Origin of the sequence: Cupriavidus plantarum, assembly GCF_905397285.1 — a bacterium.
Classification (GTDB): Bacteria; Pseudomonadota; Gammaproteobacteria; order Burkholderiales; family Burkholderiaceae; genus Cupriavidus; species Cupriavidus plantarum.
In genome coordinates this window covers 17368-40556 of sequence record NZ_CAJPUX010000005.1, presented here as the reverse complement: position 1 = coordinate 40556, position 23189 = coordinate 17368, and the positions used below count along the sequence as shown (strand labels likewise).

20 protein-coding genes are annotated in these 23189 nt (G+C 67.8%); 7 read left to right on the top strand and 13 right to left on the bottom strand.

Annotated features, from left to right (window positions below; translation table 11 throughout):
• Positions 1-17: 17 nt before the first annotated feature.
• The 3 genes from KHP16_RS20230 to KHP16_RS20220 form a co-directional block, all read right to left on the bottom strand.
• Complete coding sequence (locus KHP16_RS20230; protein ID WP_244835955.1) at positions 18-1259, bottom strand: MFS transporter; 1242 nt, start codon at positions 1257-1259, stop codon at positions 18-20.
• Between the two features lie 140 nt (positions 1260-1399).
• Entirely contained in the window at positions 1400-2293 is an 894-nt protein-coding gene (locus KHP16_RS20225) for an amidohydrolase family protein (protein ID WP_211960987.1), read from the bottom strand.
• A 13-nt stretch (positions 2294-2306) separates the two neighbouring features.
• Positions 2307-3095 (bottom strand): class II aldolase/adducin family protein, encoded by a 789-nt coding sequence (locus KHP16_RS20220; RefSeq protein WP_109584120.1) that lies wholly within the window; start codon positions 3093-3095, stop codon positions 2307-2309.
• A gap of 174 nt (positions 3096-3269) precedes the next feature.
• Here KHP16_RS20220 and KHP16_RS20215 point away from each other — a divergent pair, with 174 nt between their 5' ends.
• Positions 3270-4169 (top strand): LysR substrate-binding domain-containing protein, encoded by a 900-nt coding sequence (locus tag KHP16_RS20215; protein ID WP_244214767.1) that lies wholly within the window; start codon positions 3270-3272, stop codon positions 4167-4169.
• Here KHP16_RS20215 and KHP16_RS20210 read toward each other — a convergent pair.
• Positions 4159-5898, bottom strand: a complete 1740-nt coding sequence (locus KHP16_RS20210; RefSeq protein WP_115954407.1) for an EAL domain-containing protein — start codon at positions 5896-5898, stop codon at positions 4159-4161. The genes KHP16_RS20215 and KHP16_RS20210 overlap by 11 nt on opposite strands.
• Positions 5895-7016, bottom strand: coding sequence for a GGDEF domain-containing protein (locus KHP16_RS28580; protein ID WP_109584122.1), 1122 nt, complete (start codon positions 7014-7016; stop codon positions 5895-5897). Before KHP16_RS28580 ends, KHP16_RS20210 begins: the two co-directional genes overlap by 4 nt.
• A 273-nt stretch (positions 7017-7289) precedes the next feature.
• Between KHP16_RS28580 and KHP16_RS20200 the strand changes: the two genes are divergently transcribed.
• Together KHP16_RS20200 and KHP16_RS20195 are read left to right on the top strand one after the other, a co-directional pair.
• Positions 7290-8720, top strand: a complete 1431-nt coding sequence (locus KHP16_RS20200) for a hypothetical protein (RefSeq protein ID WP_211960986.1) — start codon at positions 7290-7292, stop codon at positions 8718-8720.
• A 32-nt stretch (positions 8721-8752) separates the two neighbouring features.
• Complete coding sequence (locus tag KHP16_RS20195) at positions 8753-9745, top strand: TIGR03571 family LLM class oxidoreductase (protein WP_211960985.1); 993 nt, start codon at positions 8753-8755, stop codon at positions 9743-9745.
• A 30-nt stretch (positions 9746-9775) separates the two neighbouring features.
• Here the strand turns inward: KHP16_RS20195 and KHP16_RS20190 are convergent, their stop codons facing one another.
• The 4 genes from KHP16_RS20190 to KHP16_RS20175 form a co-directional block, all read right to left on the bottom strand.
• A complete protein-coding gene (locus KHP16_RS20190) occupies positions 9776-10858 on the bottom strand; it encodes an NAD(P)H-dependent flavin oxidoreductase (RefSeq protein ID WP_109584125.1) in 1083 nt (360 codons plus the stop codon).
• 31 nt (positions 10859-10889) lie between these two features.
• Positions 10890-12065 (bottom strand): YbfB/YjiJ family MFS transporter, encoded by a 1176-nt coding sequence (locus KHP16_RS20185; RefSeq protein WP_244835910.1) that lies wholly within the window; start codon positions 12063-12065, stop codon positions 10890-10892.
• On the bottom strand, positions 12058-12954 hold the full coding sequence (locus KHP16_RS20180) for a LysR family transcriptional regulator (protein ID WP_115954413.1): 897 nt from the start codon (positions 12952-12954) through the stop codon (positions 12058-12060). Before KHP16_RS20180 ends, KHP16_RS20185 begins: the two co-directional genes overlap by 8 nt.
• Before the next feature lie 69 nt (positions 12955-13023).
• Positions 13024-13935, bottom strand: coding sequence for a LysR family transcriptional regulator (locus tag KHP16_RS20175; RefSeq protein WP_121492685.1), 912 nt, complete (start codon positions 13933-13935; stop codon positions 13024-13026).
• 144 nt (positions 13936-14079) lie between these two features.
• Between KHP16_RS20175 and KHP16_RS20170 the strand changes: the two genes are divergently transcribed.
• The 4 genes from KHP16_RS20170 (at position 14080) to KHP16_RS20155 (ending at position 19442) form a co-directional block, all read left to right on the top strand.
• Positions 14080-15651, top strand: a complete 1572-nt coding sequence (locus KHP16_RS20170; protein ID WP_211960983.1) for a methyl-accepting chemotaxis protein — start codon at positions 14080-14082, stop codon at positions 15649-15651.
• A 137-nt stretch (positions 15652-15788) separates the two neighbouring features.
• The gene (gene gltS / locus KHP16_RS20165; RefSeq protein ID WP_109584128.1) at positions 15789-16976 is read left to right on the top strand and encodes a sodium/glutamate symporter; all 1188 of its coding nucleotides are present in this window, start codon (positions 15789-15791) and stop codon (positions 16974-16976) included.
• 2 nt (positions 16977-16978) lie between these two features.
• The gene (locus KHP16_RS20160) at positions 16979-18463 is read left to right on the top strand and encodes a TAXI family TRAP transporter solute-binding subunit (protein ID WP_121492510.1); all 1485 of its coding nucleotides are present in this window, start codon (positions 16979-16981) and stop codon (positions 18461-18463) included.
• A 103-nt stretch (positions 18464-18566) separates the two neighbouring features.
• Positions 18567-19442, top strand: coding sequence for a flagellar brake protein (locus KHP16_RS20155; protein WP_109584130.1), 876 nt, complete (start codon positions 18567-18569; stop codon positions 19440-19442).
• A 15-nt stretch (positions 19443-19457) separates the two neighbouring features.
• Here KHP16_RS20155 and KHP16_RS20150 read toward each other — a convergent pair whose 3' ends face one another.
• The 4 genes from KHP16_RS20150 to KHP16_RS20135 all read right to left on the bottom strand — a co-directional run bounded on the left by KHP16_RS20150 (position 19458) and on the right by KHP16_RS20135 (position 23094).
• Positions 19458-20000, bottom strand: a complete 543-nt coding sequence (locus KHP16_RS20150; RefSeq protein WP_115954415.1) for a thioredoxin family protein — start codon at positions 19998-20000, stop codon at positions 19458-19460.
• Positions 19993-20139 (bottom strand): hypothetical protein, encoded by a 147-nt coding sequence (locus tag KHP16_RS20145; protein WP_167468494.1) that lies wholly within the window; start codon positions 20137-20139, stop codon positions 19993-19995. Before KHP16_RS20145 ends, KHP16_RS20150 begins: the two co-directional genes overlap by 8 nt.
• 169 nt (positions 20140-20308) lie before the next feature.
• Positions 20309-22624: a xanthine dehydrogenase family protein molybdopterin-binding subunit gene (locus tag KHP16_RS20140; protein WP_244214769.1), complete on the bottom strand. Its 2316-nt coding sequence runs from the start codon at positions 22622-22624 to the stop codon at positions 20309-20311.
• A complete protein-coding gene (locus KHP16_RS20135) occupies positions 22621-23094 on the bottom strand; it encodes a (2Fe-2S)-binding protein (protein WP_115954416.1) in 474 nt (157 codons plus the stop codon). Before KHP16_RS20135 ends, KHP16_RS20140 begins: the two co-directional genes overlap by 4 nt.
• Between the last annotated feature and the right edge of the window lie 95 nt (positions 23095-23189).

Below are 23189 nucleotides of genomic sequence, written 5' to 3'. Positions count from 1 at the left end.
CCCGACGCTACCCGGCGCTACTCGAGCGCCTGTCCCTTCGTCTCCGGCAGCAACAGCGTCATCAGCAGTACGGCCCCATAGGCGGTGCCGGCGAAGATGGCAATCGCGGTGGCGAGGCTCGTGGTCTGGCTGAGCATGCCGACGAGGCTTGGAAAGAGGGCGCCGATGCCGCGTCCGAAGTTGTAGGTGAAGCTCTGCCCGTTCGCGCGGTTCGCGGACGGATAGAGCTCCGTCAGGTATGCGCCGACGCCGCTGAACACGCCGCACGCCGAGAAGCCGAGCGGAAAGCCCAGGAACAGCATCTGCGTGTTGGTCAGCGGCAGCCGCAGATACAGATAGATGCTGACCACCGACAGCGCCGAGAACACGATGAAATTCTTGCGCCGGCCCCAGAAGTCGGTCAGATAGGCGCCGCCGACGTAGCCGCAGAACGACCCGAGGATGATGACGAGCAGATAGCCGCTCGTATTCAGCACCGACAGATGGCGCTCGACCTTGAGATAGGTGGGAAGCCAGGTCGACATCGCGTAGTAGCCGCCCTGCATGCCCGTGCAGAGAATCGACGCGACGATCGTCGTGCGCAGCAGCGACGGCGAGAAGATGGCCCACGCGGACGACTTCCGCGCCGTGTCATCCCCCTCGGCACCGCCGGCGCCCCCAGCACGCTCGGCGGCCTTGATCCGCAGGAAGATCTCCGGCTCTTTCACATGGCGCCGCACGTACAGCACGAGGAACGCAGGCAATACGCCGATCCAGAAGAGGCACCGCCACGCCATCTGCTCCGGCAGCAGCGAGAAGGCGACACTGTACGCGATGGCGGCCAGCCCCCAGCCCACCGCCCATCCGCTCTGCACCACGCCCACGGCCTTGCCGCGATCCTTTGGCGCGATGATCTCGCCGATGAGCACCGCGCCCACCGCCCACTCCCCGCCAAAGCCGAGTCCCTGCAACGCCCGCAGCACGAACACCTGCTCGAAACTCTGCGCGAAGCCGATGGCCACCGTGCACGCGGAGAACCACAGGATCGTCCCCTGCAGCACGCGCGTCCGGCCATACCGGTCGGCGAGAATGCCGGCGATCCAGCCACCGATCGACGAGAACAGCAACGTTACCGTGCCGAGCAGGCCCGCCGTGCCGCGATCGATGCCCCAGACCGTGATCAGCGACGAAATCACGAAGCTGAACACCATGAAATCGAAGGCATCGACGGCCCAGCCGCCGAACGCGGCATGGAATGCGCGCCTGCCTTCCAGGTTCAGCCCGCGATACCACGCGAGGTTCCACTGCGAACGCTGCGCCGCGGGATGCGCGCCGTTAGTTTCCACATGCTCGGTTGTCTCCACGTGCTGCTCCTTGTCGTTATGTGTGCGCTACGGGTACGGCATTGCTAGTTCGGGTGTCAGGCCTCCGGAAAGTCGTAGAGCCGCTGTGGATTGGCGACCAGGATGCGGTGGCGCATCGCCGCGTCGGGCGCCCACTTCGCAAGCAGATTGCGCAGCGCTCCGGTGTCCGGCATATCGGCGACGGCGACATGCGGCCAGTCGCTGCCCCACACCACGCGGTCGGGCCCGGCCTCGATCAGCGCCTGCGCCCACGGCGTGACGTCATCGAAGCCCGGGCGCGTACCAGTGCGATAGGCGCCTGACAGCTTGGTCCACCAGCCGTGGTCGGCGACAAGATGGCGCAACGCCTGAAAGCCCGGATGCGACATGCCGAGCGATACCGGCATGTGCCCCATGTGGTCGACGACCACGGGCAGCGTGAGCTTGCGTACGCGCGGCATCAGCTCGGGTAACTGCCGCGCGTCGAGCAACAGCTGCAAATGCCAGCCCATCGGCCCGATCCTGGCGGCGAGCGTCTCCATCGCATCCAGGCTTACGCCGCCGCCGAACAGCACGTTGAGCCGCAGCCCGCGCACGCCGGCGTCGTGCATGCGTGCCAGCTCCCGCTCGGACACGTCCGGCGCGGCGACGGCGACCCCGCGCAGGCGTCCGGGATGCCGGGCAAGCACCTCGAGCATGTAGCGGTTGTCGGTGCCATAGACACTGATCTGCACAAGTACGCCGCGCGTCATGCCGGTTGCGGCCAGCATGCCGAGATACGCGGACTCGGGGCTCGGCACCGGCGTGTAGCTGCGCGACGGGACCACGGGATACGCATCGGGATCGTCGGAGACCACGTGCGCGTGGGTATCGCACGCCAGATGGGGGATTTCGAACGAAGGGGGGGCGACGTCAGCCGACGGCGCCAGGCAGCGCGGTGCGTCGGGCGTTTCGGGATAGACCTTGGCCATCGGCAGCCTCCCGTCAGGTGCGGTACGACGGATCGCGCCGGTCGAGCTGCCGCAGCATCGCCGGCCACTCGAACTCGCCAAACGGACGCCGGACATGAGGCTGATAGAGGTTGTAGGTCTTCTCGACCACCGCCTCGCTGGGGATGATCAGGTCCTTGGTCCCATGCATGGCGTCGAGCTGGATCTTGCAGGCCATCTCGAGCCAGTACATCGCGTTGAACGCGCGCGCGACGCTCGCGCCGACGGTCAGCAGGCCATGGTTGCGGAGGATCATGGCATCGAGCTGCCCGAGGTCCTGCACGATGCGCGCGCGCTCGTCGAGGTCTAGCGCCACGCCTTCGTAGTCGTGGTACGCGATATGGGCGAAGCGCATCGACGTCTGCGTCAGCGGCAGCAGGCCGCACTGCATCGCGGAGACCGCGCAGCCCGCGCGCGTATGCGTATGGATGACGCACTGCACGTCGTGGCGTGCCGCGTGCACGGCGCTGTGGATCACGTAGCCGGCCTGGTTGACGCCATAGGAGCCGTTGCCGCCGTCGAGGATATTCCCGTCGAGGTCGATCTTGAGCAGGCTGGACGCCGTGATCTCCTCGTACATCAGGCCATACGGATTGATGAGGATATGGTCGGGCGTGCCCGGGATACGCGCGGTGATGTGGTTGTAGAGCAGATCGGTCATGCCGTACAACGCGACCAGGCGGTAACAGGCCGCGAGGTCGACGCGGGTCTGCCATTCCACGGGGTCGAAGTCGGACGGCGGGCGCGACGCGCCCAGGGCGCTGGCTTCATGCGGTGCGTTCATGTGAGGGGCCTCTTGGCTGGGGGTAAGAGATGGGGGTGAGAGATGGGGTGAGAATCGGGGAGCAGGAAGGGGGATGTCTCGGCGTCTTATACTGTGCGAGCATTTTGCGAGCCTTGCGGGACCGGCAACAAGCGACAAATTGTTGCCCTGTTGATGAGTTTTTGGAATGAACCCATGGAAATGAATCCACGACGGCTCACGCCTTCCATGTCCTCGCTGCTCGCGTTCGAAGCCTCGGCCCGCACCGAGAGCTTCACGCGTGCGGCGCAGCAATTGTCATTGACCCAGAGCGCGGTCAGCCGTCAGGTCCAGGCACTCGAGGAACTGCTGGGCGTCCCGCTGTTCCAGCGCATCGGCCGGCGCGTGGTGCTGACGGACGTCGGCCGCATGTACCGGCGGGAACTGGCGGGCCCGCTCGAACGGATCCGCAGCGCGACGCTGCAGGCCATCGCGTTCCAGGCGGGCGGCGGTACGCTTCACCTCGCCGTCCTGCCGACGTTCGGCAGCAAATGGCTGATGCCGCGGCTGCCGGAATTCCATGCGCGACATCCCGAGGTGCTTGTGCACGTCCACGCGCGGACCTACCTCGACCTCGAGGAGTCCGGCATGGACGCCGCGATCGTCGTGGGAGACGGCAAGTGGCCCGGCGTGCGGGCCCATCATCTGGTGGACGAGGAAATGGTGCCGGTGATCGGTCCCCGCGTGGCGCGCCAGGAGCCGATCCGCACCGTGGACGACCTGCTGCGATATCCGCTGCTGCAGGTCGTGACGCGGCCGACGGCCTGGCGCGACTGGTTCTCCAAGCATGGCTATACGGGCGACGCCCTCAAGCTCGGCCCGCAGTTCGACGTCACGTCGCACCTGATCCAGGCGGTCTCCGCGGGCATGGGCATCGGGCTCGTGCCCAAGGTGCTGGTCGAGGACGAACTGCGTGCGGGCACGCTCGTCAATGCGTTCGCGGCACAGGCTGACCTGAGCGGCAACGGCTACTACCTCGTGGTCTCGAACAACCGGGAAGCTTACGCGCCGTTCGCGCTGTTCCGCGCGTGGCTGCTCGGCGCGGTCAGACCCTGAGCGCGAAGATGTCGGCCAGCGGCGCCGGCCGGTGCCGCAGGTATCCCTGCGCGAAGTCGATGCCGATCTCGCGCAGCAGGGATTCCACGGCCTCCGTCTCCACGAACTCCGCCACGGTGAACTGCCCGGTGATATTGGCCACGTCCCGGATGCAGCGCACGGTAGCCTGATTGACGCGATCGCTCGACAGGCCGCGGATGAACTGCCCGTCGATCTTCAGGTAATCGACGTCGAGGTTGCGCAGGTAGCCGAACGACGCGGCGCCGGCGCCGAAGTCGTCGAGCGCGAACCGCACCCCATGCACGCGCATGCTGCCGATGAAGGACGAGGCCTCGGCCAGATTCATGATCGCCGACGTTTCGGTGATCTCGAAACAGATCTTGTGGTGGTCGAAGGCCGTCGTCTCCAGCAGCGCCTTGACGAAGCGATGGAAGTCGCGGTCGCCGATCGACAGCCCCGACAGATTGATCGCCACCGTGCCGACGTGGTCAAGCTCCTCCCGATGGGCATGCATCCATGCGAACACGGTGCGCACGACCCAGCGATCGATCCGCGTGGCCAGATGGAAGCGCTCGGCCACGCCGAGAAACGCGCCGGGGTTCACGAGGTTGCCGTTGTCATCGACCATGCGCAGCAGCAGTTCGGCATGCACGAGGCAGTTGTCGATCTGCAGCGGCATGACGCGCTGCCAGTACAGCACGAACTGGTTGCGGTCGAGCGCGGTCTCGATGCGGCGGGCCCATTGCATTTCCTCGCGATGCGCCTCGACGATTTCGTCCGCCGGCAGGTAGGTGTGGACGCGGTTGCGGCCTTCAGCCTTGGCCGCGTAGCAGGCGCTGTCCGCCGCCTGGAGCAGCGCGGCCGAGGTGGTCCAGCGCTCGTCGACGGGCACGAGCCCCGCGCTCGCGCCGACGTGGAAGCGCTGGCCCGCGAACTGGAAGCGGAACTGATCGATGTCGCGGCAGATCTTGTTGGCCATGGCCTGCGCGGACTCGATCGAGCACTGGCTGAACACCACGCCGAACTCGTCGCCGCCGAGCCGCGCGATGACATCCGTGGCGCGCACCGATCGCCTGATCACGCGCACGATCTGGCGCAGTAGTTCGTCCCCGGCCGCGTGGCCCACCGCGTCGTTGACGAGCTTGAACTGGTCGAGGTCGATGAACATCAGCGCATGCTGGAGGTGCGAGGCGCGCGCCTCCGCGAGCGTGGCATTGAGCCGGCGGTCGAATTCATCGCGGTTGATGATGCCCGTCAGCGTATCGTGCGTGGCGCGGTATTCCATCTCGCGGCCCAGCCGGTATTGCTCCGACACGTCGCGGAAGGTCAGCACGCCGCCGAGGGAGGCGCCGGGGGAAGCCATGTCGGCATCGCCGACATCGGGAATCGCGGCGGCCGCCACCTCCACGCGGTGTTCGAGGCAATGGCGGCTTTGCAGGATTGCGCGGCCCAGCATCGTGCGCGAGGTGCCATGGGCAACGGCATCGCGCACCGCGCGCCGCAGGCTGAGGCGGGTGTGTTCGTCCACGAGGCGGCAGACGACCTCGCTGGGCCGGCCGCGCGCTTCGTCGAGACTCCACCCCGTCAGTTGCTCGGCGATGGGGTTCAGATAGTCGACGCGCCCCGCGGCATCGAGCACGATGACGCCTTCGCCGATCGCCTGCAGCGTCAGGCGAAAACGCTGGCAATAGTTCTCCAGCGTGAGGCGCAGGCGAGCGTTTTCGGTCATCCGCGCTGGCGCAGCACCGCGGAGCGCGTCCGCGGCGGCTGGTTCATGCTCGCGTCGTTCTGCGCGAGCTCGTCGGCGAACGCCGTGCGCTTCTTGCCCAGCTCCTTGGCGAGGTACATCGCGCGGTCGGCCTGTTTCATCACGGTGCGCACATCGTTGTCTTCCCGCGTGTTGGCGCCGTCGAGCATGCAGATGCCGATGCTCGCCGAAATGGTCACCGCGTGGCCGCCGACCTGGCGCATGCCGTCGAGCATCGCGTGAATCATGCTGGCCAGCGCGCGCGCCTGCACGCGGGTCTGTGCGGTCACCGACAGCACGACGAACTCGTCGCCACCGAGCCGCGCGATGGTGTCGCCGCGCTGCGCGCCGCGCGCGAGCATGCGGGCGAAGTGCAGCAGCAGTTCGTCGCCGACCGCATGCCCGAACGAATCGTTGACTTCCTTGAAGCCGTCGAGGTCGATGAGCAGCAGCGCGGCATGGCCCCCCTGCAGCCTGAGCGTGGCCTGCGCGCGCTCGATGGCGCGGTCCAGGCTCGTGCGGTTCTGCAGGCCGGTCAGCCCATCGGTCGCGGCGCGGCGTTCGAGACGGTCGACGAGGACATAGAGGTAAAGCGAGGTGGCGGCCACGCCGAGCACGAGGCCGATCCCGGCGGGACGGTTGGCCACCCACCAGGGCTCGACTGCCATCAGCGCGGACATCCCGAATACCGTGACCGCGCACGAGAGGGCCAGCGGACCCTTGCCATAGCGGCAGCCGGCGCCCACGAGGAACCAGAAGACGACGAACAGCAGCGGCAGCGCGGACCGGCCGCCGATGAGGAGGGCGGCGACGACCATGCCCTGATCGATGCAGGTAGTCACCGCGAGCCGCCATTTCGAGCGCCCCGGCTGGAGCAACAGCACGATGTAGCTGAGCACGCCGAACAGCACGTACAGCGCGACCATCGCGACAGTGGCGATGTTGGCGGCGGTGGGGTACATCAGCGTGTAGCCGATATAGAGCACGAGCGCCACCGCGCCGAGCGCGATCCGCAGCGCCGCCTGCTCCTTTTCGGGCTGATCGTGATAGCCCCCGAGCAGCGCCTTGCCGCGCCAGCTTTCAGGATTCGACAGCGGCATCGCGGTATGGGAATCGATGGGAGGGCCCGTATTGTATCGCGCAGGCGTAACCGGATTGTTTGATGGATGCACGGCACCCGTCGCATCGCACGCCGCTGATTTGCATGCATTTACTGCATACCCAACGAAAGACGGGCACGCGTAAGCCGGTGGATTTGATCGGCGTCATCCGATCGCCCGCACGCCGGTGCCAGACTGTCGCCCGCACGCAGCCCCAGAACGCTGCCGGCATTCCCCACGGACGGCTTTCCCAACCAACCGGGAGTATTCGTGGTGACACTCAGACGATTTCACGTTGCATGGCTGCTATCGATGAGCGGCGTGGCAGTGCCGGTCTCCGTCGGGGCGCAGGCGCATGCCCAGGAGCAGGAGCAGCGGCACGCAGTCACGCCTCCCTCCGCGCGGTCCCCCGTCGGGCCGCCGCCAGGCCAAATCGTGCGGTGGTCGTTGAGCCAGCCCCATTGCGGAGGCACGCTCATCGCCCCGCGCGTGATGCTGACCGCGGGCTCCTGCGCGCCGCGCGTCTCCCACCGCCGCTCCGCCTTCGTCCTGACCGATGCCGGCGCCGTGCGCGCCCGATTCGTGCGATATCCGCGGCGCATCGGCCCCGTTGGCGACGTCGCGATCATGCTGCTGGAGAGGCCGCTGCCGGGTGCCGCGATCAGGGAGATGGCCCCCGTGCCGAGCTACCGGCAGGAGCAGTCCGCGCTTGTCGATGGCGCTGACGACATGACCGAGGGCGCGCGGCTCGTGGCGTATGGCAGCGCGCCGGAATCCCGCTCCACCCAGACCGGCAGCCGGAAGGCGCGGCGCATGGATGCTTATCAGCTGCGTCATCCGGCGCCCGGCAGTGGGACCATCGCCGCCGGTGCCACCTCGGCGCGCCCGCTCGTCTACCGGTCCGTCGCGGGCTACCGGCGGGCGGAGCCGCAGCGCATCGATGGCCGAAGCCCCCACCAGCTGTTCAATGCACTGGTCATGCGCGCGTTCTATCCGCACCGGCGGCGGCAGGCGAGCGACGCCCGCGCACTGTTGCACGGCGATCGCGATCTGGACGAGCAGGTCCTGCTGACGTCGGGGCTAGCGACGGACGCCCGGATGGGCATCGCGTCCCCGCTGCGCCAGCAAGATCGGGGCGGCGGTGTGTTCGTGCTCGACGCCGAACAGCGCGAATGGCTAGTGGGAACTGTGCTAGGGACGCAAATGCAGGCGCGCCAGAGCGAATATTGGCCGTGGGTGTTCGCCATGCTGCAGCGGTACGGCATGCAGGCGGAAGCGCTGCAGCTCGCCCGCCAGGTGCTTGGCACGGGCCGGTGGGGCGAGAAAGGACGCCAGGGTACGGTCGGCGACATCTACGCGTACGTGAATCCGCACACGAACCGCGTCGAATTCGCCCGTCTGGCCGCGCTCGACCGGCAGGGGCAGTACGGCTACCTGCCCATCGGCGGGCGGGACAACGCGAACTGGGAACACCTCGGCCACGATTTGCCGACGGCGGCCGAGGCCACCGCGCGGATACGCGCGTGGCTGCCGGACACCAGTGACGGGAAGGCGGGCGAGGTCTTCGTGCGCGCGCATCCGACCGCCCGCACCTTCGAGTACTTCCGGTTGAGGACCGACGTGCCGGGTACATTGTCCGAACCGCCGGTGGATGCCACCACCAACGCGGAATGGGAATACCTCGGCGGCAACCTCGTGGTATAGGCTTCCATGAGTCACCGTCAGGAGAATGCACCATGTCGTCGAACGTGTCGTCCAGCACCGCGCGCGATGCGATACCCGCCGAGGCGCGGGTCTTCCAGCCGGACCGGTTGTCCGTCGGGCTCGTCCTGCCGCTACTGGGGAAGGGGGAGATCGTCGCGGACTTCGGCGAGCAACTGGCGCTGGCCGAACACGCGGACGCGCTGGGCTTTCGCGCGCTGTGGGTCCGGGACGTGCCGCTGAACAGCGACGCGTATCCCGATCCCGTCGGTCATCTCGACCCGTGGGTCCTGCTTGGCGCGCTGGCGGCGCGCACGCGGCGCATCGCGCTCGTGAGCGGCGCGGTGGTGCTCACGCTGCGGCACCCGCTCCATATCGCGAAAGGAGCGGTCTCGGTGAGCAACCTGTCGGGTGGCCGCTTCATCCTGGGGCTCGGCTCGGGCGACCGGCCACCGGAGTACGCGGCGTTCGGACAGGACACCGACGCGCGCCGCGATCTGTTTCGCATGCACTGGGAGACCGTGGCGGCGGCGTTGGATCACCCTTCGCGCGTGGTGCCCGACCGGCGGCCGGAAGGGCAGATCGACGACGCGCCGGACTTCCACCTCCTGCCGCGGCTGCCGGCGCCGGTGCCGATGCTTGCCGTGGGCTCCGGCGGGCAGAGCGTGGACTGGATCGCCCGCCATGCCATTGGGTGGATGACCTACCATCGCGACCCCGACGCGCAGCGGGACCGCTATCGCATGTGGCGCAATGCGGCCGAGCGCGGGGCGCCGGGGAAATTCCGGGCATTCGGCGTGGCCACGAGGCTCGAGCTCTGCGATCGCCGCGACGAACCGCCCGTGCCGATGGCCCTGGGCTACCGCACGGGCGCGCGGGCCCTCGTCGATCTGCTCGCGGCGATGCGCGACGCGGGCACGCATCACGTCGCGTTCAACCTCACGGACTCGCCACGGCCGCCGCGCGAGGTCATGGACGAACTCGCGCGGGACGTGCTGCCCGCTTTTCATGTCGCGTCGCCTGCCTAGCTCCAACCGCATTGCCCACGGGTGGGCACGTCAGCCGCGCAGGGCCTTGATGGTGCCCTCGAGTTCCGAGGCGAGCGTCGCCACGAGTTCGGCCGACGACATGGCGCGCGCGAGCGAACCAGCCTGTCCTGACCACTGCGCCGCATAGTCGGCCGAGCCCTTGGCCTTGGCCGCCGCATGCAGCGACTTGCCGGCGTCGTACGCGATCGGATAGTCGGGCACGCGCGGATGGCCGGGCGCCTCGCCGAGCGCCATCAAACGGTTGTGGATGCCGCGTGCGGCGCGGCCCGAGATCGAGCGCGTGAACGCCGTGCGGAACGGTGCGCCGGAGAGCAGCGCGTTGCGATAGGCCGCATCGGCCGCCGACTCGGTCGTCGTGACGAACGCCGTGCCCAGTTGCGCGGCCTGCGCGCCCAGCGCGAGCGCCGCCGCGATGCCGGCGCCGTCCATGATGCCGCCCGAGGCGATGACGGGCAGCCCGACGTTCTTCACGAGCATACGCACGAGCGCCATCGTGCCGAGGCCTTCATCCACCGCGTTCAGATCGAACATCCCGCGATGACCCCCGGCCTCCACGCCCTGCGCGACGATCGCGTCGACACCGGCGTCCTCGATCCGCCGCGCGTCCGCGAGGTTGGTCGCGCTCGCCATCAGGTAGATGCCGGCCGCGTGCAGGCGGTCCAGCCATTCGCGACGCGGCAGCCCGAAATGCAGGCTGACCACGGCGGGCTTTTCCTCGAGCAGCATCTCCAGCATCTCCTCGTCCGCGACGAAGCTCTTGTAGATTTCCGCGAGCCGCGTCGGGGGCTCCGCGCCCCACTTCGCAAACTCCGGAGCGAGGTAATCGAGCCATGCGCGCTCGACCGCCACATCCGCGACCGCTGGCGGATGGCAGAACAGGTTGATGTTGAAGGGCTTGCCGGTCAGCGCGCGCGTCTCGCGAATGACCTTGCGCGCGCCCGCGGCATTGGTTGCGCCCACGCCGAGCGATCCGAGACCGCCAGCGTTGGACACCGCGGCCGCCATGGCCGGCGTACTGACGCCCGCCATCGGGGCCTGGATGATCGGCAGCGCGATGCCGAGACGGGAGAGCAGGGGATTGGGCAGGGACATGATGGACTCGCGAGCGATAAGCGATGCAGGATCAGAGAAAACAGAAGACGATGGCGCCGACGAGCGCGCCGGCGGCACTGACGAGCGGCCACGTGAAGCTGTGCGACTGGCTCATCAACGCGGTGGACGCCAGCGGCCCCGCGATCTGGCCGATGCCATAGGCGGCGGTAAGCACGGCAACGAGGTTGAAGTTAACGCGGTGGGCGACATGCCGCGCGGCGGACAGCGCGATGGTCGTGGTGCCCACGAACGTGGCGCCGACCAGCACCGCGCTGCCCAGGTAGCCCGCGGAGGACGGTACGAGCACGGGCAGCAGGACGCCGAACGCCTGCAGCAGCAGATTGACCGACAGCGCGCGCCGCGTGCCGAAGCGTTCGTGCGCGGCATGCCAGGCGAAGCAGGACGGGGCCGCGCCGAGGCCGAAGGCTGCCCACACGTGAATGGGGTCGATATGGCCCAGCGCATCGTGGATGAACAGCGGCAGATAGGTCGCGGTCACGATATAGCCGTAGCCGGCCAGCCCATACGCGGCGATCAGGGCCCAGGGACCGATGAGTCCGGGGATGCCGGCGTGGTGCGCGGCCGCGTCGCCGGTTTGCGGATACGCCCGCCCGAGGGCGGGCCAGGCGATCAGCACGAACGCGGCGGCCGCGACGGACAACGCGATCCACATCGCGGGACTGGACCAGCCCGCGACGTTGCCGCCCGCGATGATTTCAGCGGAGGCGAGTATGCCGACGCCGACGCCCGCGAACAGCAGGGGCGCGCCGCGATGGTTGCCGACGTGCGAGAACAGCCAGACCGCGGCAGCGACGAGGCCGAATGCGCTGAGCACGCCCGCGACGAGACGGATGACGATGATCGCGCCGGTCGGCATCGGCAGCGCCAGCGCGAGCAGGGCGAGCACGGTGCCGACGAGCGCAATGCGCGCGATGCCCGCCGCGCGCGCGGTCGGCATGCGCGACGCGAGCAGCGCGCCGAGCAGATACCCAGCGTAGTTGCCGGAAGCCGCCCACGAGCCGCCATCGACGGTCAGCAGATGGTCGCGCACCATGATCGGATACATGCCCGTGAAGGCAAACCGGCCGAAGCCCATGGCCACGGACAATGCCAGCATCGCGGCGATGGTGGCGCCGAGTTGGGACGCCTTGGCGGGGGCGGAGGCCGCGCCGGACGCGGCCCGCGTGACGGACGGGAGCCTAGACACGCTGCAGCTCCTCGAGGAATGCCGTGTACGCGACCGTGTCATAGCCCTCGCGGCGGATCAGGTACGACGGCACCTTGCGCAGGCTGACGGTCTGTACGTCGAGCGCATACCGATGTTGGTCCAGCAGCGACTTCGGGACGATCGCCACCGCGGCACCGGCACTGACGCTGGCGAGCATCGCGTGATACGAAGACATCTCGAGCACCTTGATGTCGTGCTGCGGGCGGTCGCCTTCGCTGGCGAGCCAGTCGAGCGCGCACTGGCGATACGTGCAGCCGCGCGAGAACGCGGCGAGCGTGCGAATCGTCAGGTCCGATGGACGGCGCACGCGCTTGTGGCTGGCCGGAACCACGAGCACGAGGTCTTCGGTAAACAGGTAGGTGCCCGCGAGGCCAGATGCGAATGTCGGCGCGCTGTCGGTGTCGCCATCGCTGTCGGTATCCGCTGGCGCATGGGCGACGATCGCGCAGTCGACGCGATGGGCGGCCACGGCGTCGGTCAGGAACTGCGTGGTCCCGGTCTGGAGTTCGATCTCCACGTCGGGCCATTGCTTGTGAAAGCGGGCCAGCGGATGGGTGAGGCGGCTAGCGGCCGCCGCTTCCATCGATCCGACGCGCAGCCGCCCCGTGGGAACGACCTGCTGCATCGATTGCCGCGCTTCCTCGGCCAGCGCGAGCAGGCGGTTGGCATATCCAAGAAAGCGCTGCCCCTCGGGCGTGAGGATCATCCGCTTGCTGTCGCGGCGGAACAGCGATACGCCCAGCGACTCTTCGAGCTGCTTGACGCGCGTGGTCACGTTGGATTGGGCACGATCGAGTACCGCCGCGGCACGCGTGACGCTCTGTTCCTGCGCCACGGCGCGGAAGATCTCGACTTCGGTGAGGTCCATAATGATCTCTAAATAAGATCGATATGGAATTTATATTCGTATATCGAGATACTTAAGTCAAGGCGAAGTTTAGTCCGAGAATTTCTCGACGAGGAAGTCGACGAGCGCGCGCACGCGGCTGGAAAGATGGCGCGCGTGCGGATAGAGCAGCACGAATGGCCGCGAACTGCCCCCGAAGTCCTTTAGCACCTCCACCAGCGTCCCGTCGCGCAGATCCTGCTCGACCACGAAGCGATAGGTCTGAAACAGCCCGGCGCCCGCGCGCGCCAGGGTGGCGCCGCCCAGGGCGTCCTCGCCGGTCCGGTAGGTGCCGGTGGTGGCGACTTCGATGGTTTCCCCATCCACCTGAAAGATCCACGGCAGCCGGCGGCCGCTGCTCGGCATGTCGAAGCCGATGCATTCGTGCGCGGCCAGGTCGTCGAGCGACCTCAGCGGCGGCGCCTTCTTCAGGTAGGCCGGCGTACCGACGACGACCATCTCGGCATCCTCCAGCTTGCGCGCGATGAGCGTCGAATCGTCCGGCGCGCGGCCACGTATCGACAGGTCGAACGTGTCATCGGCAAAGTCCACGTTGCGGTTGCTGATGTGGACGTCCATCTCGACATCCGGATAGCGCTTGCGGAATTCCGGCAGGGCCGGCAGCACGCGATAGTGGGCATAGGGTGTCGGCAGGCTGATGCGCAGCCGGCCGGACGGCGCGGCATGCTGGCCGCTGACCATGCGTTCGGCATCGACGAGCTGGGCGAGCGCCACGCGGGCCTGTTCGTAATAGGCGCGGCCTTCGTCGGTCAGTCGGATCTGACGCGTGGTCCGCACGAACAGCCGGACGCCGAGCCGTTCCTCGAGCCGCGACACGCTGCGGCTCACCGCGGCGGGGGTCACGCCGGCGGCCACGGCCGCGGCAGAGAAGCTGCTGAGTTCCGCGGCGAGATTGAAGAGTTCGATGCTGCCGAGCTGGAGGTCGTCGAATTGGCGCTTCATGATCGGGGCGGCGGTCAGAAATGGTTGCCATCGTACCCCGAGCGGCGCGATTTCGCGCTGCCGACCATACATTACAGACGTTGGCGCTAAAGTGCGCCCGTTTTACGCCGTTACGCACGTAAGTCCACGTAACAGGTGCTCATCATGTTCAACAGGTTTTCCATTCGGCTTCGACTCAACGCGGCGCTGGTCCTGCTGGCGGTGCTGCTGGCCAGCGTCGGTGTCATCGGTGCCGTCGGCATGCAATCCGCCGACCGCGATATCAAGGAGATCTACGGCAAGGAGATGGCCGCGATGGCGTACGTCGCGCGCGCCCAGCTCAACCTGACCGTGGTGCGCACCACGCTCGACCGCGTGATGCTGCATCCCGATGCCGCCGACGCGATGGCCACCGTGGACAAGGCGCAGGCGTACCGCGCCAAGTCGGACGAAGCGTGGAAGGCCTACCTGGCGCTGCCGATGTCGCCGGCGGAGGAGGCGCTCGCGGAGAAGGTCGACGGCATTCGTGCCGCGTACTTCAGGGAAGGGCTGGATCCGCTGTTCACGGCGCTGCGCGCGCGCGACACGACCACGGCCGACAATATCATCATGAACATCGTGCCGCCGCGCAACGCGGGCCTCTCCGCCGTCATGGAGGAGCTCGAGGGCGAACAGCGCAAGCAGGCGGAGGCGCTCTACACGCAAGCCACTTCGCGCACGCAGCAGTTCCTCTGGCTCGTGGCCGCAGCGATCGCGATCGGCCTGTTGGCCGCGGTTGCCTGCGCGGTTGGCCTGCAGCGCGCGATCTCGGTGCCGCTCGCACGCATGCTCGACAGCTTCGACGAGATCGCGCGCGGCGATCTGACGCGGTCGATTCACGCGACCACGCAATGCGAAATGGGCCGCCTGCTGCGTGGTCTGCAACAGATGCAGCAGGGCCTGATCTCGACGATCCAGACCATGCGCGGGGGCAGCGAGGCGATTGCCACGGCGACCGGGCAGATCTCGGCCGGCAACCAGGACCTGTCGCAACGCACGGAAGAGCAGGCCAGCGCGCTGCAGCAGACGGCGTCGAGCATGGAACAACTGACCTCGATCGTGCGGCAGAACGCTGACAACGCGAAGCAGGCCAACCAGCTTGCCGTCGATGCGTCCGATACCGCCGCGCGCGGTGGCGAGGCGGTGCGTCGCGTGGTGGACACGATGGGCGAGATCGATGCCGCGTCGAAGAAAATTGGCGACATCACGAGCGTGATCGAAGGCATCGCGTTCCAGACCAACATCCTTGCGCTCAACGCCGCGGTGGAGGCTGCGCGGGCCGGTGAACAGGGCCGCGGCTTCGCGGTGGTGGCGGGCGAAGTGCGCGCGCTCGCGCAGCGCTCCGCCACGGCCGCCAAGGAGATCGTCACGCTGATCCAGGACACCGTGAGCCGCGTGGAGGCGGGCACGCGTCAGGTCGATCAGGCCGGCACCACGATGGGCGAGGTCGTGCAGGCGGTCCGCCGCGTGACGGACATCATGGGCGAGATCAGCGCCGCGTCAGTCGAGCAGTCGGCCGGCATCGAGCAGGTGAGCCATGCCGTGAACCAGATGGATCAGGTCACGCAGCAGAACGCCGCGCTGGTGGAAGAGGCCGCGGCGGCGGCGCAGGCGCTGGAGGAACAGGCAGGCGTGCTGCGTGGCACGGTGGCATCGTTTCAGTTGCCCGTTGGCCGCGCGGTACCGATGCTCGCCTGACCTCTGGATCGCTGATCCGGTCAAATAAAGTCGGGTTGCAAAGACGGCGCATGCGCCCTATGGTCACCATAGGGTCCACACGCGGCGCCGCCAGACTGATGCGCCGTTCGAGAACGAAGAACAAGGGAGATTTCCCGATGAAACTCGAACCCGTCGCCAGTTTGCTGGCCGCACTCGTCATGCTGCTCATCGGCGCGCTGATCAATCGGCGTGTCGGTGTGCTGTCCCGCTACAACATCCCGGACCCCATCACGGGCGGGCTGCTGTTCGCGGTGCTGGCGTCGCTGGCCTATGCCACCAGCGGGTTCCAGATCACGATGGAGCAGAGCATCAAGCCGACGCTGCTGCTGATGTTCTTCGGCGGCGTGGGGCTGACCGCGGACCTGCGCATGCTGCGTCGGGGCGGCCGCGCGCTCGTGATCTTCCTCATCATCCTGTTCCCGTACATCCTCGTGCAGAACCTGGTGGGCGTGTCGATGGCGAAGGCGCTCGACCTTCATCCGATCTTCGGGCTGGTCGGCGGGTCCATCACGCTGGTCGGCGGGCACGGCACCGGCGCCGCGTATGCGGAGCGCTTCGCGGAGATCAACAACCTGCAGCAGGTGATGGAGCTGTCGATGACGGTGGCGACGATCGGCCTGATTGTCGGGGGCATCATCGCGGGACCCGTGGCGCAGTACCTGATCGGCAAGTACGGCCTGCGGTCCGCGGCCGACGACGCCGCCGTCGCCAGCGAGCGAGAGTCCGCCTCGCCAATCTCGACTGTGGCGGTCGTCGGCGCGCTTGCCGGCATTCTGGCGGCGGTGGTCGCCAGCCGCTGGCTCGCGGAACGGCTCTCCGGTGGCGCCATCACGATTCCGTCTTTCCTGTGGTGCATGATGGCCGGTATCGCGCTGCGCAACCTGCTGCCGTTCGTCGGCGTGCGGTGGGACGACCGCGCGGCGGATCTGATCTCCAGCACCTGCCTGTCGCTGTTCCTCGTCATGACGATGATGGCGCTCGACGTCGTCGACGTGGCGCGTTCCGCAGGGCCGTTCCTGCTGATCATCGCGATGCAGGTGGTCTTCATCGTGCTTTACGTGATCTTCGTGTGCTTTCGCTTCATGGGGCGCGACTACGAGGCCGCGGTCACGTCGGCCGCGTTCATCGGCTTCAACATGGGTTCCACGGCGACCGCGATGGCCAACATGGCCGCGATCACCGCGCGCCATGGTCCCGCGCCGAGCAGCTATCTGATTGCGCCGCTCGCCGGCGCGTTCTTCGTCGACCTGATGAACGCGTTCGTGCTGACGGTCATGCTCGCGCTGCCGTTCATGGGAGGTTGATCATGCCAGCCACCGTCCTGCGTTGCGTGGCCTTCGTCGCGGTGGCCCTATCGCTTGCGGCCTGCGGCGGGGGTCCCGATACGGGCGCGCTGCGTAAGGGCATGGACGAACGCCTCGCGCAGGCGCTGCCGCCCGGCACCCTCGAAGTCGCCGACTTCGCGCGGCGTGGCTCGCAGGCCGACATCAAGGCGCCGTCCGGCGAAACGCGGCGCATCGTCTATTTCGACACCGACCTGCGGCTCAAGCGCGATTTCGACTTCGGCGCATGGGACGCACCCGGCGTGGCTGGACTGGTCTCCGCGCTCGGCGCGGGCCCCAAAGGCATCAGCGGCATCACCTCCGGCGGCAACAAGGCCGGCGACATCATCCGCGCGCATGGCACCGCGCTGTATCGGCGCGAAGGCGATAGCTGGGTGGCCGTGGCGGCGGGTGGCTACCGCCCAGCGGAAGCCCCGGCGTACGCGACCAACGCCACGCAGGGCCCCACCGCTATCCTCGACGCGATGCGCAAGGTTGTCGATGCCGCGCAGCAATCGGCCTCGCCGGCGGAACAGGCTGTGATCCAGCAGGAATTGCAGGCGGCCTACGCGACGATCCAGGCGCGGCGTGCGCGCCTCGACGCGGGCTATGCCATCGCGGCGGGCGCCGAGCATGGCCAGTACCTGCGCCTGGCGCAGGCGATGGCCGCGACGTCGAAGGTCCGAGCGGTGCCGCTGGTCACGCATGGCGGCGAAGAGAACCTGCGTCTGCTGCGCGATGGCCGCGTCTCCCTCGCGCTTGCGCAGGGCGACGCCGCGCTGGATGCCTACGAGGGCAAAGGCGCGTTCGCCGAGAGCGGTCCGTACAGCGCGCTGCGTGCCATCGGCAGCCTGTATCCGGAGGCCGTACATGTGCTCGTCAGCGCGCGCGGGCCGGTCAGGGCGATGGCGGACCTGCGCGGCAAGCGCATTGCGATCGGGGCGCGGGGCTCGGCGTCGCGGACCACGGCAGTGCGCGTGCTGCAGGCGCATGGGCTCGCGCTGCCCGACATCGTGCCGCAGGATCTCGACATCGGCGATGCGCTGGTGGCGCTGCGCGCCAATGCGGTCGATGCCGTGGTGCAGATCATCGGCGTGCCAGCGGATAGCGTGCGCGACATGCTCGCCGATGACGGCATCCGGCTGCTGCCGCTGAACAAGGCCGGCATCGACGCGCTGGCCGCGACGCAGCGCGGTTACTTTCCCTACACGATCGTCAAGGGCGCGTATTCGGAGCAGGACGAGCCCGTGCCGACGATCGCCACTGCCGCGGTGCTGCTGGCCGGCGCGGACCTCTCCGATACCGAGGTGGGCAACGTGACGCGCGACGTTTATGGCAAGGGCAACGATCTTGCGGCACGCGGGAGCGCCCAGGGCGTGCAGATCGCGCCCGAGAACGCCCGGCAGGGATTGCCCATTCCGCAGCACCTCGCCGCCGCGAAGGTGCTCGATGGCATGGCCGGCCGGTGACCGGTCCCCCCACTTCAAGCTGGCCCAAACGGCCATCCGAGTTTGCTAGAGTTATGGATGAGGCGCACGCGGGCGCGGCACGAATGGCGAATGGATGCTTTCTATGCGTAAAGAGGTTCAGGCGGACGACATCGAACTGGGCAAGCCCCTGAAATCAGCCCTGGTCGACGAATTGGGGTTTCCGGTGGCCGACGAGGGCACCGTCTTCCAGACCGACGAAGAACGCCGGATGGTGCTTCAGGCCGGCCGCTGCTTCTGGGCGGACGATATGGCGCCCCTCGGCGCGGACGAGGCCGCCTCGCCGTGGCACGACCGCTATGGGCTGCCCGTGGGGACGCTCTTGCACGTGAAGCGCCCCGGTGACGCCAGCCGCGCGGCGGTCAGCCGGCTGATCGGGTTTGCCGAAGGCGCCGCCTTCATCGCGTGGCCGAACCTGACGGGCAAGCCGGCCGACGTCACCGATGGCGACACCGTCCTGTTCCGCGGCTTCACCGGTACGAGCATCCTGAGTTTCTCCGCGCGCGTCCATGCGACGTCGCGCACGCCATTTCCTTACTGGATGCTGGCCGACATCGTCAACGTCGATACGCGCGAAATGCGCGGCAGTGTGCGCGTGCCCGTTCGCGTGGTGGCCAAGCTGACCGTCGCCGATGGCAGCCTCTCGCCGCAGACGGTGCTGCTCACCGACATCAGCCTCGGCGGCGCATCGATCAATACGGCCAGCAATGCGCTGTCCGAGCCGGGGCGCGAGGTGCGGCTCGACTTCACGCTGCGCGCGGCGGGCATCAAGTCGAAGTTCTCCATCACGGGGTTTACGCGGGAAGACACGGATGGGATCGCCGAAGCGCCGTTCCATTGCGTGGGCGTGGCGTTCGACGGCTGCGGTGAACGCGAGGCGATCCTGCTGCACGCGTACATCCACGAAAAGCTGCTCGAGAGCGCCACCATGCGGCCCAGCGGCGCCCTCGGCGAGCCCTGACGCCCCCGCGGTAGCCTACGGCTTGCGTTCGGACAAGAGCTTCTGGATCGCGGATTCGGTTTCGCCGTACGCGCCTTCTCCATAGTGCTTGTAGACGATCTTGCCATCGGCGTCGATCAGGTAAGTGGCGGGCCAATACTGGTTGCGATAGGCGGACCACGTCGCGTAGTTATTGTCCTGCGCGACGGGATACGTAATGCCGAAGCGCTTGATCGCGGCTTCCACGTTGGCCGTGGATTTCTCGAACGGAAACTCGGGCGTATGCACGCCGACGACCACGAGCCCCTTGTCCTTGTACTTCTCGTTCCACTGCTTGACGTACGGCAGCGTGTTCACGCAGTTGATGCACGAGTACGTCCAGAAATCGACGAGCACGACCTTGCCGCGCAGTTGCGCCATCGTGAGCGGCTGCGAGTTCAGCCACTTCTCGATACCGGCGAATTCGGGCGCCTTGCCCTGATCGCCGACGGTAGGACTGCCGATGCTGGCGCCGGCGCCAACGATATAGAGCGCGGCCACGCCGGCGGCGGCGAGCGCGACACGGATGGCGTTACGCATGATGGGACTCCTTGCGATAGTCGCGGCGCGGCTGCACGGACGCCGCCCTGGCGGGCACCCAGCGGCACGCGGCGGTCGCGCGCAGCTCGCCGGTGAATGCCGACAGGATCATGCTGGCCAGAATCAGGGTTCGCTTCATGGTTTGCCTCATGGATGACAGGGGTTGAGGCGATTATGGACAACGTTGGGCGGGTCCCTGTGTCCCTTTGTATCTGGCGGCCCGAACGACACGCAACATTGCAAAAAGGCATAAAAAAAACGCCGCGGCAGGTGCGCCGCGGCGTTCTCGGACCCATATTCGAGCCGTGTCAGGTCCGGGTGAGCTGGTCGCGGATCGGCAGCGAGCGGATGCGCTTGCCCGTCGCCGCGAAGATCGCGTTGCAGAGCGCGGGCGCCACGGGCGGCACCGGCGGCTCGCCGACACCGCCGGCGGGCACGTCGAAGTCGCCGCCCACGAGCCACGTATGGATGGCGCGCGGGGCCATATGCGAGCGGAGCACCTCGAAGTCGTGGAAGTTGCTCTGCTGCACGCTACCGTCCTTGAACGTGATCTCCCCCAGCATCGCCAGGCCCACGCCCATCACGCAACCGCCCTCGACCTGCGAACGGATGCGCTCGGGGTTGACCTGCGGGCCGCAGTCGATGGCCATGTCGACGCGCGGAATCGTGATCTCGCCCTTGGCATCGACGGCCACTTCGACCACCGTGGCCACATAGGTCACGAAGCTGTACGCCATCGCAATGCCCAGACCATGGCCCTTCGGCAGCTTGCGGCCCCAGTTCGCGCGACGGGCGGCTTCCTCGACCACGCGGCGCATGCGGCCGGTGTCCAGCGGATATACCTCCGGCGATTCGTTGTAATTCCACTTGTCCGAGAGCGTGGTCGGATCGATGCGGCGCGGCGGGCCGATCAGATCGAGCAGATAGTCCTTCGGATCGCGGCCCGCCTTGTAGGCGAGTTCGCTGACGAAGCTCTGCACCGCGAACGCATGCGGAATGTTCGAGACCGAGCGGAACCAGCCGATCCGTACGTGCGCGGGCACGTTGGCCGATTCGAGCCGGATGCCCGGGATCACGTATGGCACGTTGATGGCCGTCATCGCCGCTTCGAAGTCGGCCTTGCCTTCGGCGCCCACCGCGAACGTGGAGGCGATGGTCGGCGCGGCCGAGCGATGCAGCCACGCCGTCGGCTTGCCGCCGTTGTCGAGCGAGGCCTCGAGCCGCTCCACGGATACCGTGTGGTAGTAGTCGTGGCGAATGTCGTCGTCGCGCGTCCACTGGAGCTTGACGGGGGTGCCGCCAAGCGCCTTCGACACCAGCGCGGCCTCGGAGATGAAGTCGGCCATCGACTTCCGGCCAAAGCCGCCGCCGAGCAGCGTCAGGTGGACCGTGACGTCCTTCGGGTCGAGGCCCACGTGCTTGGCCACGCTCTCCAGCGCGCCCTGCGGCGCCTGCGACGGCGCCCAGATCTCGCACTTGCCATCCACGAAACGCGCGGTAGCCACCGGCGATTCCATCGACGCGTGCGCGAGGTGGGGGATGTAGTACTCGGCCGAGACCTTGCGCGCGGCCGGCGCGGCCGACAGCGTCGCGAGCGCGTCGCCGTCGTTGCGCATGGCTTTGCCCGGCTGGCTCGCGGCGGCCTGCAGCGCGGTGCGGAACGCGGCCGACTCGTAATCCGCGTTCTTCGTGCCGCTGTTATCCCAGTCGATCTTGAGCGCGGCACGGCCCTGCATCGCGGCCCACGTGTTGGACGCCACCACGGCGATGCCGCCCACGGGGTTGAACAGCGGCGGACCGTCGTACGGCTTGATCTCGACCACGCGCTGCACGCCGGGCACCTTCAGGGCCTCGGTGGCGTCGTAGCTCTTGACCTTGCCGCCGTAGACCGGCGGGCGCGCGATGACCGCGTACACCATGCCGGGCAGGCGTACGTCGATGCCATACGTGGCGCGGCCACGCGTGATGTCGCGGCTGTCGGTCGGCAGGATCTTGCCCTTGCCGATGTAGCGGAACTGCTCGGGCTTCTTGAGCACGAGCGTGTTCGCTGCCGGCACGGGCTGCTTCGCGGCGGCTTCGGCCAGTTCGCCGAAGCCCAGGCGGCGGCCGCTGGGGGTGTGCAGCACCTCGTGATTGCGGGCCTGGACCTCGCCGACGGGCACGCCCCATTGAGCGGCCGCGGCGGCTTCGAGCATCTGCCGCGCGGAGGCGCCCACGCGGCGCATCGGCGTGAGGAAATGGCGCATGCTGCGCGAGCCATCGACGTTCTGGCTGCCGTAACGCGCTTCGTTGGCGTCCGCCTGCACGATCTTCACGCGCGTCCAGTCGGCTTCCATTTCGTCGGCGACCACCATCGGCAGGCTGGTCCGCACGCCGGTGCCCATTTCCACGCGGTGCGCGACGATGGTCACGGTGCCGTCGGTCGCGATGGACACGAAGACCAGCGGGTTATCGACCACACCGCCGGGCATGGCGTCGCCGCCGTATTTTTTGGGACCGCTCTTGGCATCCGCCGCATGGGCCAGCGACACCAGTCCGCCGGCCTGTACGGCCAGCGTGAGTGCGGCGCCAGCCTGGAGAAAGGCACGGCGCGACGGGCGCTCGGGAGTCATGACGGTGCTCATGCTTTCCTCCCGTTCAGCGTGGCGGCCGCGCGCTTCACGGCCGCGTTGATGCGCGTATAGGTGCCGCAGCGGCAGATGTTGCCGCTCATCGCGGACACGATCTGGGCATCGGTGGGGCGCGGGTTGCTCTTGAGGAAGGCGGTCGCGGTCATGATCTGACCGGCCTGGCAGTAGCCGCACTGCGCCACGCCGAGTTCGACCCAGGCATCCTGAACGGCCTTGCCGACGCGATCGTTCTCGACGGACTCGATCGTGTTGACGGACTTGTTGGCGATCGTCGAGATCGGCGTCACGCAGGAGCGCGTGGGCTGGCCGTCGACATGGACGGTGCAGGCACCGCAGAGCGCCATGCCGCAGCCGAACTTGGTACCCGTGAAGCCGAGCGAATCGCGCAGCGTCCACAGCAGGGGCGTATCGGGGGAAAGGTCCACCTCATGGACCTGACCGTTGATTTTTAGTGTGGTGGTCATGGTGTCTCGTGCAGGGATGGGAGGGCCACATTCGGGCCCCCCGGCATCCTACGAGACTGTCACGGCACTGGGAAGTGGTTACCCGGTTCAAAGAC